This is a genomic window from Planococcus sp. APC 3900, assembly GCF_030407735.1.
In the GTDB taxonomy this organism is placed as follows: Bacteria; Bacillota; Bacilli; order Bacillales_A; family Planococcaceae; genus Planococcus; species Planococcus notacanthi.
Genome location: NZ_JASDCT010000001.1, coordinates 332,954 through 348,840 on the forward strand (window position 1 = coordinate 332,954; position 15,887 = coordinate 348,840).

At 51.0% G+C, this 15,887-nt stretch carries 14 protein-coding genes; 11 read left to right on the top strand and 3 right to left on the bottom strand.

The genetic code is table 11. From position 1 onward, the window contains the following. The first annotated feature begins 244 nt into the window (after positions 1–244). Entirely contained in the window at positions 245–781 is a 537-nt protein-coding gene (locus tag QMA04_RS01685) for a glutathione peroxidase (RefSeq protein ID WP_290183753.1), read from the top strand. An 88-nt stretch (positions 782–869) separates the two neighbouring features. Here the strand turns inward: QMA04_RS01685 and QMA04_RS01690 are convergent, their stop codons facing one another. From QMA04_RS01690 to QMA04_RS01700, 3 genes are all read right to left on the bottom strand, one after another. Further along, positions 870–2,225, bottom strand: coding sequence for a hypothetical protein (locus tag QMA04_RS01690; RefSeq protein ID WP_290183754.1), 1,356 nt, complete (start codon positions 2,223–2,225; stop codon positions 870–872). A gap of 206 nt (positions 2,226–2,431) precedes the next feature. Further along, entirely contained in the window at positions 2,432–3,307 is an 876-nt protein-coding gene (locus QMA04_RS01695) for a hydroxymethylglutaryl-CoA lyase (protein WP_290183755.1), read from the bottom strand. Then, positions 3,304–3,975 (bottom strand): GntR family transcriptional regulator, encoded by a 672-nt coding sequence (locus QMA04_RS01700; protein WP_290183756.1) that lies wholly within the window; start codon positions 3,973–3,975, stop codon positions 3,304–3,306. The genes QMA04_RS01695 and QMA04_RS01700 overlap by 4 nt, the downstream gene beginning before the upstream one ends. Before the next feature lie 312 nt (positions 3,976–4,287). Here QMA04_RS01700 and QMA04_RS01705 point away from each other — a divergent pair, with 312 nt between their 5' ends. From QMA04_RS01705 to QMA04_RS01750, 10 genes are all read left to right on the top strand, one after another. Then, positions 4,288–4,923 carry an isochorismatase family protein gene (locus QMA04_RS01705; RefSeq protein WP_290183757.1) on the top strand — a complete coding sequence of 212 codons (636 nt, stop codon included), beginning with the start codon at positions 4,288–4,290 and terminating at the stop codon, positions 4,921–4,923. After that, a complete protein-coding gene (locus QMA04_RS01710) occupies positions 4,916–6,964 on the top strand; it encodes a hydantoinase/oxoprolinase family protein (protein ID WP_290183758.1) in 2,049 nt (682 codons plus the stop codon). The genes QMA04_RS01705 and QMA04_RS01710 overlap by 8 nt, the downstream gene beginning before the upstream one ends. A 4-nt stretch (positions 6,965–6,968) precedes the next feature. Continuing rightward, positions 6,969–8,732, top strand: a complete 1,764-nt coding sequence (locus QMA04_RS01715; protein WP_290183759.1) for a hydantoinase B/oxoprolinase family protein — start codon at positions 6,969–6,971, stop codon at positions 8,730–8,732. Positions 8,733–8,807: 75 nt separating this feature from the next. Beyond that, positions 8,808–10,052, top strand: coding sequence for a CaiB/BaiF CoA transferase family protein (locus QMA04_RS01720; RefSeq protein ID WP_290183760.1), 1,245 nt, complete (start codon positions 8,808–8,810; stop codon positions 10,050–10,052). Between the two features lie 19 nt (positions 10,053–10,071). Beyond that, on the top strand, positions 10,072–11,490 hold the full coding sequence (gene leuC, locus QMA04_RS01725; protein ID WP_290183761.1) for a 3-isopropylmalate dehydratase large subunit: 1,419 nt from the start codon (positions 10,072–10,074) through the stop codon (positions 11,488–11,490). Positions 11,491–11,492: 2 nt separating this feature from the next. Next, on the top strand, positions 11,493–12,095 hold the full coding sequence (gene leuD, locus QMA04_RS01730; RefSeq protein WP_290183762.1) for a 3-isopropylmalate dehydratase small subunit: 603 nt from the start codon (positions 11,493–11,495) through the stop codon (positions 12,093–12,095). Positions 12,096–12,157: 62 nt separating this feature from the next. Next, complete coding sequence (locus QMA04_RS01735; protein ID WP_290183763.1) at positions 12,158–12,418, top strand: hypothetical protein; 261 nt, start codon at positions 12,158–12,160, stop codon at positions 12,416–12,418. Continuing rightward, a complete protein-coding gene (locus QMA04_RS01740) occupies positions 12,411–13,913 on the top strand; it encodes a sodium:solute symporter family protein (RefSeq protein ID WP_290183764.1) in 1,503 nt (500 codons plus the stop codon). Before QMA04_RS01735 ends, QMA04_RS01740 begins: the two co-directional genes overlap by 8 nt. Before the next feature lie 46 nt (positions 13,914–13,959). Next, positions 13,960–15,207: an MFS transporter gene (locus tag QMA04_RS01745; RefSeq protein ID WP_290183765.1), complete on the top strand. Its 1,248-nt coding sequence runs from the start codon at positions 13,960–13,962 to the stop codon at positions 15,205–15,207. Between the two features lie 36 nt (positions 15,208–15,243). After that, positions 15,244–15,846: a flavin reductase family protein gene (locus tag QMA04_RS01750; protein ID WP_290183766.1), complete on the top strand. Its 603-nt coding sequence runs from the start codon at positions 15,244–15,246 to the stop codon at positions 15,844–15,846. Positions 15,847–15,887: the final 41 nt, after the last annotated feature.

Sequence of the window (15,887 nt, forward strand, 5' to 3'; positions counted from 1 at the left end):
ACATTTCCTCTATTATAGACAAGTTCCTTCTATAAAGGAACAGTGTTCTTACAGATAATAACAATTTTTGGAGAGTTAGGTAGAAATGCTGAAACGAAGACTGACTGGACAAGGAAGCAGTAAATTTGTAACTGTACTCGAAAAACGGGATACTGGGTCTAGATGCAGAAAATGCAGCAGGTCGGGTTTTGGGCAGCCGAAAAAAGCGCAAAATTGACGAAGCCTGCAAAAAGGGGGATACTCAATGTCGATTTATTCATTTCAGACAACATTATCGAACGGGGAAGAAATGCCTCTCGAGACTTTAAAAGGTGATGTCCTGCTGATCGTCAATACTGCAAGCAAATGCGGATTGACTCCTCAGTATGAAGAATTAGAAGAGCTGTACAAAAACCATAAGGAAAAAGGTTTGCAGATTGTCGGTTTCCCATGTGACCAGTTCGGCGGACAGGAGCCCGGTACAGATGAAGAAATCTCGGAATTCTGTTCCGTCAACTATGGCGTCAGTTTCCCTCTTTCCCAAAAAATCGAAGTGAACGGCGAAAATGCTCACCCGATTTATGAGCACTTGCGCAGCAAAGCGCCAGCGGATGCAGAATTCGATGAAGCAGGTGCTTTGCAGAAAGAAGACCGCGACATGCTGGAAAGTTCCGATATCCAGTGGAACTTCACTAAATTCCTGGTCGACCGCAAAGGAAATGTCGTCCACCGTTTTGCGCCGACCGTAAAGCCGAAAGCGATGGAACAGATTATTGAGCGATTATTGGAAGAGTCTCGCTAAAAGGCAGAGCAAGATGAACAGAAAAAGCACAGCCGAAACAGGTTTTACTCCTGTCTTGGCTGTGCTTTTTGATTTGTTTAAGCTTCATTTAAAGAATGGTATACAACAAGGAAATCACTGCATACGAAACCAGCCAGATCAGCAAGGCGAATGTGAAATTCATTTTATAGGCGATATAGACAGATGACTTTCTGCTGATGGCGGCGAGCAGCAGGTTCAACCCCGAAAACGGTGAGGTCATAATGGCCAGCATCCAGCTGGCGAACAAGCCGACACCCAAATACAGATGGTCTTCCGCAAATAGCGGGGAGTTGCTCAAGGTGATGGCCAGGATGGTAGCGGTAATGATGGGATGAATGCCAATCCACGACGGAATGGTCATCAGCACTGCCAGGACCGGAAGCAGCAGCAGGACATGGGTGATGTTCAAGCTCTCGAGAAGGTAACGGATCCAATCATCAGCTCCGTTGTTTAGAAGAGCAGTGCCGAATGCGCCAGCCATGATGAAAATCGATAATTCATTGCCCATAGAAGCGACTTTTCCGGTCGCATAGCCTTGCAGGTTTTCAACCAGCTCGCGCGGCGTGCCCAGCAACAATGACCATACGAAAGAGACCGCGATCGCCGCTAAAGGAACAATCGTCAATACCGACAACTCGGTCAGATTTTCGATGACGAGAATCATCGCAGTGACGGCCAGCAGGATCAAAGCGAGTTCAAATACTTTTCTTTTAGCAAGCTTCAATGGGACCGTGCTCTTTATGGAAGAGGCTTCTGGAATAGGACGGCTTTTTCGCCGTTCATTCCAAAAGCCGAGAACCATCATGATTACGGTGATGGCAAGGCCAATCGGGAAAAGCTGAAGCCAGCTGACTTCAAAATAGGAAAGCACCAATGCCATGGAAATAAAATACGGCGACCACATGAACGCCATGACGAATCCTCTGCTCATCGCTTTTAGACGGACTTCGTCAAATGGTTTGAAGGACGGTGTATCAGTCAGGTCGTAGAGAATCGGCAAAGTCCCGACGTTCATGACGGCGCCGATGCTGCCGGCAGCCACAGTCGAGAACAGGTACAGATGATGCGTTTTTTTGATGTAATGAGCAAAAATGACTTCTATGTATTTCAGGTACTGACCCTGCTGGATGGGAACGGACAGCAAAGGGACGAAAATGAAAATCGCCAGCAAGTTGATGTTGGTCTGAAGCGCCATGAAAAATTCCCGGATGCCTGCTGAGGTTGGTTCCAACAATAATCCGACAGCAAACAGCACCGAAATCAGGATTTTAGGCATCCGCGGAAGCGTCGGGAAATAGGAAACGAGCACGGCCAGCGCAAACAGGCTGATCAAAAAAGGTGCATAAGGGATGGGGATGAAGAATGACAGCAAGTAGATGCCTCCCATAAGCAAGGTGCTGAGAGGGCGGATAGCCGGTTTCATAGAGAGGACTCCTTTGCGAGATACTGTAGTGTGTTTTTTCTCAGTTTGACAGAAAAATTCCAGGGCGTCTTGGGAAATGCATCGATTTCAGCAGCCGAGCTAAGTGTTTTTCTGAATATCCATTGTTTCCATCGCATGACATAAGAAAAAGCCGAAATCTGAGAATAACAGATTTCGGCTTTCTTATGTTCTGGAAGAGACGGAATTTACAGCTTCATCAGCATGCCGTCCAATGGGCGTTCCATTTGAACCTGCATCCACTCGGCGGTTTCGACGAGCTTCTGAAGGTCGGTGCCGGTTTCTGCGCCCATACCTTCAAACATATTGACCATGTCTTCCGTGCAGACATTGCCGACAGCTTTTGGCGCGAACGGGCAGCCGCCGAGGCCGGCGATCGACGAATCGAAACGGCGGACACCGGCCTGGTAACCCGCCAGCACATTGGCAAGGCCGAGGCCTCTGGTGTTATGGAAATGAAGGCCCAACTTGATGTCGCTGCCGAACTGGCCTTGGAACTGCTGGACCAGATCCTTGACTTGCAAAGGATTGGCCAATCCGGTCGTATCGGCAAGCGTGATTTCCGTGGCGCCGGCGCGGGCGAAGCGTTCGGCAATTTCCAATACGCGGCTGGCCGGTACGTCTCCTGAAAATGGACAGCCGAAGCTGGTGCCAAGCACCGCGGCCACATTTTTCTGTGCACCGGTTGCTTCTTCAATTACCTTGAGCAATTCCGTTACGTTTTGGTCTACTGTTTTTCTGGCGTTTTTGAGGTTGAAGGCGTCGCTGGTTGCTGTAACGACATGATAGGTATCGACTGCGGTTTCGAGTGCCCGTTTCAAACCCGAATAGCTGAGAATCAGTCCGGCATATGAAACGCCGTCGATTTTCGGGACTTGCTTCATCACTTCTTCAGCATCTGCCATCTGCGGCACCACTTTGGGATTGACGAAAGAAACGGCTTCAATTTTTCGGATGCCGGCGTCGATCAGCCGGGTGATCATTTCAACTTTCTGTTCGGTGCTTACCTGTTTTTTTTCATTTTGCAGCCCGTCACGGGGGCCGACTTCACAGATTTCAATCATTGCGCTTCCCCTTTCCATAATTCGATTTGCGGGTTGTTCAATTGAATCAGCACATCATCGCGCCCCTGGTATATGTGTTCTTGCATCGCAATCTTAGCGCGTTCAGGTTCCTGGTTTTCAATCGCGTTCAAGATGGTTTTGTGTACTTCGAGAGAACGGAGCAGCTGCCGTTCGTTATACCAATAGAATGAACGGAAGACGAGTGGAACCACGACCACTTTCGAAATCAGCAATCGCAGATGTTCATTTTTGGCTGCTTTGAAAATCTCTTCGTGAAATTCCTGGTTGGTCTGCTGTATATGTTTAATGGTAGCGATGTCCGATCGCTTCCACTGCGAAATCGCTTTTTCATACTCCGCATTTTTAGTGCGTATCGCTTCGACTTCTTCTTCGGTCCGGTTTAAAGCGGCTTCGCTGGTTCCGTGGCTTTCGAGCAGAGCGCGTACATTGTATATTTGCCGGATGTCGTCTGTAGAAAATTCCCTGACGATATAGCCTCTTCGTTTATAGGGCACGATCAATCCGTCCGTTTCGAGCATTTTGATGGCATCCCGGATCGGGGTTCTGCTGACTTGCAGTGTTTCGGCCAATGCTTCTTCCGTCAGCCGCTTTCCGGGAGGGAATTTGCCGGTGACGATTGCGTTCTTAATATAATTATATGGATTCATAAACCTCACCTCTAACCTCATTGTATACAATAAAGAATATTCAATCAATAATTTATTTATATAAATAATTAAAATCCTTTTAAAACAGTGTTCTAATTTGATTTTAAATAAATGGTGAATTTATTGTTGACTGAATGTATACAGTGTGATAATTTTTTAACTAATCAAACTATTCGGAAGAGTAGTGCGCCAAGCTTGTATGATTTTAGCGGAAGGAGGATGGGAAACTCATCGCAACGTGACGGAACGCACTGAAGAAGCTGCAGATAGGAAGACGCCAAAAGGGGAGAATCCAAAAAAATGAGGGATACGATGGGAACTGATCAGTTCGAAGGATTCGGGCATTCGACAGGAATGGGAAACAGTCCGGCAATCGTAGTGATTGATTTTATGAAAGGCTTTACCGATCCGGCCTCTCCACTGGGTGCGGATTTTTCGAAAGAAGTCCAAGCGACCAAAGAACTGCTGGAACGAGCGAGGGAGACCGGCGTCCCGGTCATCTTCACCACGGTTATTTATGAAAGCCATTTCAAAGATGCCGCACACTTCATCGAAAAAGTACCGGCATTGAAAGGGTTGACGGCAGGCAGCGAATGGGTGGAAATCGATCCATCGCTGGAAAGAGATGAGGCCCGGGAAGCATTGGTCGTCAAAAAATTTGCAAGCGCTTTTTTCGGGACCAGCCTTTCTTCTATGCTGGTGTATGAAAAAATCGATACGCTGATTATCACAGGCTGTACGACTTCGGGCTGCGTCCGGGCGACGGCCGTCGACGCATTGCAGCATGGCTACAGAGTTGTCGTTCCGGAAGAGTGTGTGGGTGACCGGTCAACAAAAGCGCATGAAGCCAATCTTTACGATATACAAACGAAATACGGGGATGTTGTAGGCGTGGGAGAAGTCAAAAACTACTTGCTGAATCTGAAAGGGGATAAAAGACATGTATAGAGTTGCTGTGGATGTAGGAGGAACTTTTACGGATATCGTTTTGCAGAATGAGGAGACCGGAGAAATTTACGGCACAAAAACACCATCGACAACGGAAGACCAGTCCATCGGGCTGATGGCGGGGATCAAGAAGGTATGCGAAGAAAGAAATGTCAGCATCGAAGAGATCCGTTCCATCATCCATGGAACGACTGTCGCCACCAATGCTGTTCTGGAGGAAAAGGGAGCGAAGGTCGGGCTGATCACGACTGAAGGATTTGAACAGATTCTCCATGTTGCCCGTTCCTGGACACCGGCGCCGATTTCGGCCTGGATGGGTTTCCATAAACCGGATCCGCTTGCTGATCTGATTTTCACCAAAGGGGCACAGGAACGTATGACGGCCCAAGGGGAAGTCCATCTGGAATTGGAAGAAGAGGATGTCCGTGCGAAAATCACCGAGCTCTACGATGCGGGTGTGGAAAGCCTGACGGTCAGCTTGTTGAATTCCTATGCCAATCCGTCCCATGAAAAGAAAATTCAAGACATCGCCTTATCGGTGAATACGAAAATCCCAGTGACGATTTCCTATGACATCCTGCCGGAATTCCGTGAGTATGAGCGGACGTTGACGACAGTCATGAATTCCTACGTCCGTCCGCCGATGCAGCATTACTTGACCAATATCGAAGCCAAACTGACCAATGAAAAAGTGAAGAGCCGAATCAGCATCGTCCGTTCGGATGGCGGACTCATGAGCATCGCAGCCGCTTCTTCACGTCCGGTCCATACCATGCTTTCCGGTCCTTCCGGCGGTGTGACCGCTTCGGCGATGATCGGCGTTCAAGCTGGTCATGAAAATGTCATTTCATTCGATATGGGCGGCACTTCAACGGACGTGTCATTGACACATGCCGGACAGCCGAAAGTGTCCCGTGAAACGAAAATTGGTGTATTTCCGGTTAAAGCGCCTTCGCTTGAAGTGGAAAGCATTGGTGCCGGAGGAGGATCGATTGCCCATGTTCCGATGACGGGCGCCCTTCGTGTCGGACCTCAAAGTGCGGGTTCCACACCAGGCCCTGCCTGCTACAGCCGCGGCGGAACAGAACCGACTGTAACGGATGCCAATGTGGTTCTAGGGTATCTTCCACCGAGTCTGGTGGGCGGCGAAATGAAGTTGGATGTGGAAGCATCAAAAGCCGCAGTCAATACAATCGCTGAAAAACTGGGTGTCGATATCTATACAGCCGCTAAAGGGATTTATGACATCGTCAATGAAAACATGTACGGAGCCACCCGCGTGGTGTCTGTGGAGAAAGGCTATGATCCGCGTGAATTTTCGCTGCTTGCGCTCGGCGGAGCAGGTCCGCTCCATGCCAATGCGCTCGGCAAGCTGTCCGGCAGCTTCCCGGTGATCATTCCGCCGATGCCTGGCGTCCTTTCGGCTCTCGGTTTCCTGCAGTCGGTCATCCGCAATGAGTTCTCGAAAACATTCATTCATCTATTGAGTACATTGGATAAAAAGACGGTGATCGATGAATTGAGAGAGCTTGGAGACAACTGCAACGGGTGGTTAACCGAAGAAGGTGTTCCAGAAGAGCAGCGGACAATTAAGCACGAAGTTGATGTCCGTTACTACCGCCAGGGGCATGAAATTCCGATTGAAGTGCATCTGGAGGAGATTGAAGAAAAAGGATTGGTTTCCATCAAAGAGCGGTTCGACGGCATCCACGAAAAAACGTACGGCTTCAAAATGGATTCAGAAGTGGAAATCGTCAACATCCGTGCAGTGGCGCTCGGGGAAGTCAAAGCGTTGAAACTGCCGACCAATGAAGCGGGAAGCGAAGATGCCTCGGATGCAATCGTCGACAAAGACCATCAAGCCTATTTTGAAAAAGAATTCCTGAACACACCGATATACGCACGTGAACTGCTCAAGCCAAACAATAAAGTTTATGGACCGGCGATCATCATCCAAAAAGACAGCACGACTTTGGTGATGCCCGGCAATGTAGGCATCGTGGATCAGTATATGAATCTTCTAATCAAAGAGGGGGAATAAGCAGATGACGAAAATCGATTCGATTACAGTTGATATCATCGAAAACGCTTTGAAGAACATCAAGGAAGAAATGGATGTAACGCTGTTCCGTTCGGCCATGTCACCGGTAATCCGCGAGCAGCATGACTGTTTTCCGATGATCACCGATGCGGAAGGGAAAATGGTGGTCGGAAATTTCGGCTCCCACATTCCGGAAGTGACGAGACAATTTCCAGAAGGCATGCACGAAGGGGATGTCATTTTCGTCAGCGACCCCTACAGCTGCGGCGGATCGGTATCTCACGTCAACGACTGGATGATCATTTTGCCGATCTTCCATAAAGAACAGCTGGTCGGCTATTCCTCCATGTTCGGCCATGTCATCGATGTCGGCGGACCGGTACCGTCAAGTATGCCCGTGACGGCCACCAGCATTTTCGGGGAAGGCATTCGCTTTCCGCCGGTCAAGCTATACGACAAAGGCGTGCTGAATGAAGCCATCATTAAAATCATCAAAGCGAATACACGCACGCCGCTGGAAAATTACAGTGACCTGATGGCACTTGTGGCTTCCTGCCGGACAGCGGAAAAACGCGTAAAAGAACTGTGTGAACGGTTTGGGGCAGATCCATATTTTGAAGCGCTCGATGCTTTGCTCGATCGCACGGAAAAAATGATGCGCCACCTGATCACCAATTTCCTTCCGACAGAGCCGGTGTCGTTTGAAGATTACATCGATGATGACGGCCTCGGGAACGGTCCGTTCAAGATGAAGCTGACGATGTGGCGGGAAGGCGATCATGCCTATTTTGACTGGACTGGTACGGATAAACAGGCACCGGGCCCGATCAACTATTATCTCAGTGAGCCGATGTTCAAAATGTTTATTGGTTCGTTTCTGATCTCGGTCTTTGACCCGGCCATCAACTTCAATGACGGTTTCTACGACCTGCTTCATATCGAGACACCGGAAGGCACATTGATGCGTCCGAAGTCTCCTGCAGCGTTAGGGTGCCGCACCCATGCATTGAGCCGATTATTCGACGTATTGAGCGGCGTGCTTGCCATCAACTCACCGGAAAGCAGCCCGGCTGCAGGATATGGGACAAGCCCATACTTCATTTTCTCCGGTGAAGATGAAACTGGCCGATCCTTCAACTTGATGGAAGTCATGTACGGAGGGTTGCCTGGAAGACCGATTGGAGACGGATTGGATGGCCATTCCTGGTGGCCGGCATTCGTCAACATTCCGACGGAGTACCTGGAAACCTATTACCCGCTAATGGTCAATTCCTATAAGACAGGAACGGATTCCGGCGGCGCCGGAAAACATCGCGGCGGCAACTGCAACGAAAAACTGTACACGATTCTGGCATCAGGGTCGGTATCAATCCATGATGACCGGGAGAAAATCCAGCCTTGGGGAATCAATGGCGGAGAACCGGGTTCGTCATCTTCAAAACTGCTGATCAAAAAAGACGGCACACAACTTCCGTTGCCTTCGAAAGTCGATAACGTGGAAGTTGAAAAAGGCGATCAGATTCTCTTTATTACCGGAGGAAGCGGCGGTTGGGGGGATCCGATTGAACGGGAGCCGGAAGCGGTCAAACTGGATGTGGCACGTGGACTGGTCAGCAAAGAAAAAGCGCTGAACGCTTACGGTGTCCAACTGGGTGAGGACTTGGCAGTCGATATGGAGAAAACAGAAGCGGTTCGCGCGAAGATGAAAGAACAATTGGGAGACCGCGAATCCTTTAATTTTGGAGACCGCGAAAAAGCGTTGGTCTAACATTTACAGAAGCGGGCGCTTTGCCGGAGAAAAGCAAAGTGCCTTGCTTTCATTCAGATAGTGGAGGTGCGGAAAATGACAAAAGTGACAGAGACGACAGATACAAAAAATACACAAGAAACTTCAGAGAGACTGCCGCTTGAAGGCGTTCGCGTGCTGGAATTGGGTACATTGCTGGCGGGGCCATTCACCGGCCGCATGCTGGGGGACTTTGGAGCGGAGATCATCAAAATCGAAGCACCCGACAAAGCGGACCCGATGAGGCAATGGGGCAAGCAGAAAGACGGCGAAGGGTTGTGGTGGCCGATCCAGTCCCGCAACAAGAAATCGGTGACCTTGAATTTGAGAACACCGGAAGGGCAGGAAATCTTCAAGGAACTGGTCAAAGAAGCGGATATCATCATCGAGAACTTCCGTCCGGGCACCATGGAGAAGTGGAACCTTTCTTATGAACAGCTTTCGGAGATCAACCCGAAAATCATCATGACAAGAACGTCCGGCTTCGGCCAGACGGGACCTTACAGCAAACGTGCAGGGTTCGGCAGTGTCGGCGAAGCGATGGGCGGCATCCGCCACGTCACCGGATTCCCGGACCGGGCACCTTCAAGAATCGGTGTGTCCCTGGGCGATACGTTGGCGGCTTTGTTTGCGACCATCGGAACACTGACGGCATTGAATGAACGCCATCATTCCGGCAAAGGCCAGATGGTCGACACGGCAATTTACGAATCGGTATTTTCCGTCATGGAAAGCACGGTGCCAGATTACCTGTTGACGGGGTATATCCGCGAGCGGATGGGCAATATTCTGCCAGGAGTCGCACCGTCCAATATCTATTTGACGCAGGAAGGCACCTATATTGTGATCGGCGCCAATGCAGACGGTGTGTTCAAACGGCTGTGCGAAGCGATGGGCCGTCCGGAACTTGCGGAAGATCCACGATATCAGACACATCACGCCAGAAGCGACCATATGACGGAACTGGACCAATTGATCGAAGAATGGACGAAAACACAGAAAACAACAGAAGTACTGGAGCTGCTTGCTGAAAAAGGCGTGCCATCCGGGTTGATCTATTCGGCTAAGGACATTGTGGAAGACCCGCATTACGCCGCACGTGACATGATCATCAAAACCGAACATCCGGTACTTGGCGAATTCCCGATGCCTGGTGTGGTGCCGAAACTCAGCCGGACACCTGGGAAAGTGAAGCATGTGGGAGCGGAGTCCATCGGCAAGGACAACGCAGCCGTCTACGGGAAATTATTGAACTATGACGAGGAAAAATTGAAGGAGTTAAAAGATAAAAAAATCATCTAAGCGAAAGAAGGGAGCACCTATGGGAAAAACGCTTTATGAAAAGATCTGGGACCGTCATGTGGTGGTGGAGCAGGAAGCGCAGCCGGACATCATTTACATTGATCTTCATTTGATCCACGAAGTCACGTCACCTCAAGCTTTCGATGGGCTCAGGCTGGCAAATCGCAAAGTCCGCAGACCCGACCGGACATTGGCGACGATGGACCATGCCATCCCGACGACGGACCGCCACCTGCCGTTCGAAGACAAAATAGCAGAAAAGCAGGTGGAGGCATTGCGTCAAAACTGCAAGGATTTCGGCATCAAATTATTCGATCTGTTCAGTGCCAGACAAGGAATCGTCCACATCATCGCGCCGGAACTGGGCCTGACGCAGCCCGGCCAGACGATTGTCTGCGGGGACAGCCATACAGCGACGCATGGGGCTTTCGGGACATTGGCGTTTGGAATCGGCACAAGCGAAGTGGAGCATGTCCTGGCCACCCAGACGCTGAAGCAGTACAAATCCAAGACGATGGCAGTGAATTTCAACGGAGAGCTGCCGATCGGTGTCACAGCCAAAGATTTGATCCTTGCGCTGATCGGAAAATACGGCCATGATTTTGCGACTGGCTACGTGCTTGAGTACCGCGGCGAAGCCATCCGCAGACTGACGATGGAAGAACGGATGACAGTCTGCAATATGTCCATTGAAATCGGGGCACGCGCCGGGCTGATTGCGCCGGATGACACCACTTTCGACTACTTAAAAGGAAAGGAATACGTGCCGCAGGGAGCAGAATGGGAAGCGGCACTCGAAGACTGGCGCCAGCTCCAAAGCGACGAAGATGCCCGTTTTGACCGGGTTGTTGACTTTGATTGTTCCGAAATCGAGCCGCAGGTGACATGGGGAACGAATCCGGGGCTGGTCGCCAGTGTCAACGGCACAGTGCCGGGGCCTTCGGACGTGCCGGAAGAAAAACGGCAAATGGTTGAAAGCGCGCTGGCCTACATGGATTTGAAGCCGGGAACGGCCATAACAGATATCGCCGTCAATACGGTCTTTATCGGATCCTGTACAAACGGGCGCATTCAGGATCTGCGGGAAGCAGCAAAAGTGCTCAATGGCCATCATGTGGCTCCGGGAATCCGCGCTTTGGTCGTGCCGGGTTCACAGTCGGTCAAGCAGCAGGCGGAAGACGAAGGGTTGGATAAAATCTTTACGGATGCCGGCTTTGAATGGCGGCAAGCCGGATGCAGCATGTGCCTCGGCATGAATCCGGACATCGCGAAGCCGGGCGACCGGATCGCCTCTACATCGAACCGCAATTTTGAAGGGCGGCAGGGAAGAGATTCCCGGTCGCACTTGGTCAGTCCATCCATGGCAGCTGCGGCTGCAGTTGAAGGCCATTTTGTCGATGTCCGCAACTGGCCGGCCAAAATCGGGGAAGGGGTGTAATCATGGAAGCATTCAAAACACATACCGGGATTGTGGCGCCGTTGGACCGTGCGAATATCGATACGGACGCCATCATCCCGAAACAATTTCTGAAACGCATTGAAAAAAGCGGATATGGCCAGTATCTGTTCTATGACTGGCGCTATAACGACCATGAAGAAGAAAACCCGGATTTCCTGCTGAACCGGCAACCCTATCGCAAGGCGACGGTTTTGTTGACGCGGGAAAACTTCGGCTGTGGCTCGTCACGCGAGCATGCCCCTTGGGCCATTGAGGATTTCGGCTTCCGTGCCGTCATTGCGCCGTCATTCGCGGACATCTTCTATAATAACTGTTTTAAAAACGGGATTTTGCCCCTGCGGCTGCCGGCGGAAGATGTGCAACGGCTGTTCGAAAAAGCCGCATCCATTCCAGGCTATCAACTGACGGTCAATTTGGAAGAAAACGTCTTAACTGACGAGCAGGGCTTTGAACGCGAATTTGAAGTGGATGAATACCGGCGCGAGATGCTGCTGAAAGGCTTGGATGAAATCTCGTCAACGATTCAACATGAAGCGGAAATAACAGATTTCGAAGCAAACCATAAAATCCATTACTCGCTGTGACAGAAAATCGCGAATAAAAGCAGCACTCATTAAATTTAAGTACGCAGAAAAGGGGCTATCATATGAACCATAAATCAATCAAAGAACCGATCCGCAAAAAATGGATCTGGGTTGTTCTCGTCTTAATCGTGCTCGGCAACGTTCCATGGTATATGCCGGTCGGATCCTATGAGCCGCTGATTTTAGGGATTCCCTACTGGGCGTGGATTATTGTCGGTTTTTCTCTCTTACTCTGCGCTTACTTGAGCTGGGCGACATTGAAACAATGGAACATCGTGGAGGACGAGGAAGAAGAGGAGAAGAGGGGGAAGCTAAATGAATGAACTAGTCTTTTCGGGTTTGGACGGTGTCCTGATCTTGTCTGCCTATGCCGTCATCATGCTGCTGATCGGGTATTTCTCGGGGCGCGGCGATAAGACGCTTCATGACAGCATGAGCAACTACTACCTGGCCGGAAAAAATCTCGGCTTTATCGCTTTGTTCTTCACACTGTACGCGACGCAATACAGCGGCAACACCATCATCGGCTATGCCCCGACCGCTTACCGGACCGGTTTTGCCTGGCTGCAGTCCATCACGTTCATGACCATTATCATCGGGGTGTATTTACTGTTTGCACCGAGGCTGTATGTGGTGTCCAAACGGCTGAACTTCATCACACCGGCGGACTGGATTACATATCGCTTCAAATCAAAGGCAGTGACCATTCTCGCTGTCCTGTTGATGCTCTGGGGACTGGGCAATTACCTGCTTGAACAGCTGGTGGCAATCGGACAGGCGGCCTCAAGCCTGACCGGCGGAACCATTCCGTATCAGGTTGCCGTGATTGCTTTTGTCCTGGTTATGCTGATCTACGAATGGCTCGGCGGCATGAAGGCAGTTGCTTTCACAGACGTCATGCAGGGACTGGTGCTGATGGTGGGGATCGTAATTTTCCTCATCGGAGCCGTTTATCTGGTTGGCGGAAACTTTGCAGGGGCCACACAGTTCATCGCTGAAACGGAACCTGCCAAGCTTGGTGTTCCGGATATGATGACCTCGGTCAACTGGCTGAGCATGATCCTGCTCGTCGGTTTTGGCGCCGCCATCTATCCGCATGCCGTCCAGCGGATTTTCGCTGCTGAAAGCGAACGGACGTTGAAGCGTTCGTTCTCCCGTATGGCATGGATGCCGCCGATTACGACCGGACTGGTTTTCGTCATCGGAATTTTAGGGATCGCGCTGATTCCGAATTTGGATGTTGCAGGATCGGAGCAACTCGTCGGTATGATGGCCAATGAAATTGCCGGCATCAATGGCTTCTTTTATTGGATCATGATCATTTTCTTCGGTGCGATTGTCGCAGCGATCGTCTCTACCGCCGATTCCGTGCTGCTCAGTTTCTCATCGATTGTATCAAACGACATTTACAGCCGCTTCATCAACCCGAATGCACCGGAACGCAAAAAAGTGCTGGTCGGTAAAGTCACCGGTGTCCTGGCTGTTGGGATTCTGCTGTGGATCGCCTGGTATCCGCCGGCGACGCTGTATGAAATTTTCGTCCTGAAATTCGAGCTGCTGGTTCAGGTGTTCCCTGCATTTGTGCTCGGGTTGTACTGGAAACGAATGTCTGCGTCTCCGGTATTCTGGGGCATGCTTGTCGGGGCAGTCATTGCCGGCGTCCTTACGTGGACCGGCCATAAAACAGTATTCGGCGTCCACGGCGGCGTCATTGGCCTGGCTGCCAACTTCCTGATCGCGGTGGTCGGCTCTTACCTGGTGCCGGTGACTGTAACAGAGGAAGAAGCGGAAGACTTGAAGAAAATCGACTTGGCCTGACGGAAAGGGTTTTCTGTTGGAGACCAGTAAAAAGAGATGACTGCGCATGAATAAAACCCTTGTTCAAGATAACGCAATCGTGAATATCAACCCGTGGCGCATGCTCACTTGGCTGCTGATTGCCCAGATTATGGTGGCATTTGTCGGCCGAAGCCTTGCGCCATTGGGAGTGCTGATTGGAGAAGATTTGACGCTGACCAAAGCGCAGATCGGCATGCTTCCGGCAGCATTATTTCTGGGGCAGTCTTTGGTGGCGATTCCGGCCGGCTTTATGGCCGACCGGATCGGCTCAAAAAAACTGCTCTTTCTTTTGTCTTTGTGTCTGGGACTGTCTTTCATCCTCATGACCGTCACTTCGATTTATGCGGTGGTGCTGTTCCTGGTGGTGCTCGGCGGAGTTGGCTATGGGACCATGCACCCGACGTCCAATAAAGGCATCATCTACTGGTTCGCCGAAAAGCGTGGAACCGCCATGGGCATCAAGCAGATGGGTGTCACGCTCGGTTCCGCCCTCGCCGCCCTCTTGATGCTCCCGGCTGCGGTAGCCTGGGGCTGGCGACCGGTGCTGTTCGGCGCCTGCGCGTTGTTGATCATCACCGGCATTCTTGCCTGGAAGTTCTATCAGGACCCTCCCGCCGCAGAGAATGTCGGCACGGAAAAACCGGCTCGTTTGCTTGCTTCGATCGTTCAAATGTTCAAGGAAAAGCCGTTGGTGCTGGTCAGCCTGGCCGCGATGGGGCTGAGCGGGAGCCAGCTTATTTTGAACACTTACATTGTGCTGTTCGCCTATGAACACCTGGGCATCAGTTTGGTGCTTGCGGGCATGCTGCTGGTCATTTCCGAAGTCAGCGGATCGTTCGGGCGCGTTGCTTGGGGGATCATCAGCGATAATTTATTTGCCGGCAAGCGGATCATCGTCTTGGTCATCATCGCATCCTTGTCGATTCTGACTTCACTGGTCATCAGCCAGCTGCCGCATGGAACTTCGTTTTGGGTAATGGTGCCGATCACGGTGGTGTTCGGTTTCTGCATCTCCGGCTTCAACGGCATCTGGATGAATGCTGCAACGGAGCTGGTGCCGATTCAGCAGGCAGGCATCGCCAGCGGTTTCAGCCTGATGCTCGGTTCATGGGGCGTCGTCATCGGCCCGCCATTGTTCGGCTATATCGTCGATGTCACCGGCACCTTCACATTCGGCTGGCTGTTCCTGGCGCTTATGCTCGCAGCTGTCATTGTGCTGCTGCTTATGGCGATGGCCATCGTGAAAAAAGAAAAGCAGAACCGGGAAACTTGAAAGTAACGCCCACGAACTTCAAATGGAGGAATTCGCATGAATATAGACCTGAGGGAAATCGATACACAGCAAGCTTATAAATTGATGTCCGGTTCCGTCGTGCCCCGTGCCATTGCCTGGGTTTCGAGCATCGATGCGGAAGGGCAGCGCAACCTTGCGCCGTTCAGCTTTTTCACCGTCGCTTCCCGTAATCCGCCCATGCTGTGCATCTCGGTCGGGCCGGGTGTCGGGGAACGGGAAGGCACCATCAAGGACACACTGGAAAATATCCGCTCGCAAAAGCAGTATGTCATCAACATCGTCAATACCGAACTGGGCAACGAAATGCACGAAAGCGCCAAAAATTTCCCCAGTGACGTGGATGAATTCGAAGCCGCCGGTGTGACCGCCGCTGACAGCGTATCGGTCGTTCCACCGCGTGTCGGGGAAGCGCCCATTTCCTTCGAACTGGAACTTGATCGCATTATCGAACTCGGCAGCGACCACCTCATTCTTGGCAGGATTGTCCATTACCACATCAAAGACGATTACTACCTCGGCAACTACAAAGTCGATCTGGAAAAGCTGAAGCCGCTCGGGCGTCTGGCCAACCGCTATAGCGAAATGCAGGGGCTGTTTAGTTTGCCGAGAGAAGAATGAAGAGAGGCGGCAACTGTGGGAAAGCTGGAATCATTCATTAA

Coding starts and splice junctions, on each gene's coding strand:
- QMA04_RS01685 (WP_290183753.1), top strand. CDS start 245: ATGTCGATTTATTCATTTCAGACAACATTATCGAACGGGGAAGAAATG.
- QMA04_RS01690 (WP_290183754.1), bottom strand. CDS start 2,225: ATGAAACCGGCTATCCGCCCTCTCAGCACCTTGCTTATGGGAGGCATC.
- QMA04_RS01695 (WP_290183755.1), bottom strand. CDS start 3,307: ATGATTGAAATCTGTGAAGTCGGCCCCCGTGACGGGCTGCAAAATGAA.
- QMA04_RS01700 (WP_290183756.1), bottom strand. CDS start 3,975: ATGAATCCATATAATTATATTAAGAACGCAATCGTCACCGGCAAATTC.
- QMA04_RS01705 (WP_290183757.1), top strand. CDS start 4,288: ATGGGAACTGATCAGTTCGAAGGATTCGGGCATTCGACAGGAATGGGA.
- QMA04_RS01710 (WP_290183758.1), top strand. CDS start 4,916: ATGTATAGAGTTGCTGTGGATGTAGGAGGAACTTTTACGGATATCGTT.
- QMA04_RS01715 (WP_290183759.1), top strand. CDS start 6,969: ATGACGAAAATCGATTCGATTACAGTTGATATCATCGAAAACGCTTTG.
- QMA04_RS01720 (WP_290183760.1), top strand. CDS start 8,808: ATGACAAAAGTGACAGAGACGACAGATACAAAAAATACACAAGAAACT.
- leuC (WP_290183761.1), top strand. CDS start 10,072: ATGGGAAAAACGCTTTATGAAAAGATCTGGGACCGTCATGTGGTGGTG.
- leuD (WP_290183762.1), top strand. CDS start 11,493: ATGGAAGCATTCAAAACACATACCGGGATTGTGGCGCCGTTGGACCGT.
- QMA04_RS01735 (WP_290183763.1), top strand. CDS start 12,158: ATGAACCATAAATCAATCAAAGAACCGATCCGCAAAAAATGGATCTGG.
- QMA04_RS01740 (WP_290183764.1), top strand. CDS start 12,411: ATGAATGAACTAGTCTTTTCGGGTTTGGACGGTGTCCTGATCTTGTCT.
- QMA04_RS01745 (WP_290183765.1), top strand. CDS start 13,960: ATGAATAAAACCCTTGTTCAAGATAACGCAATCGTGAATATCAACCCG.
- QMA04_RS01750 (WP_290183766.1), top strand. CDS start 15,244: ATGAATATAGACCTGAGGGAAATCGATACACAGCAAGCTTATAAATTG.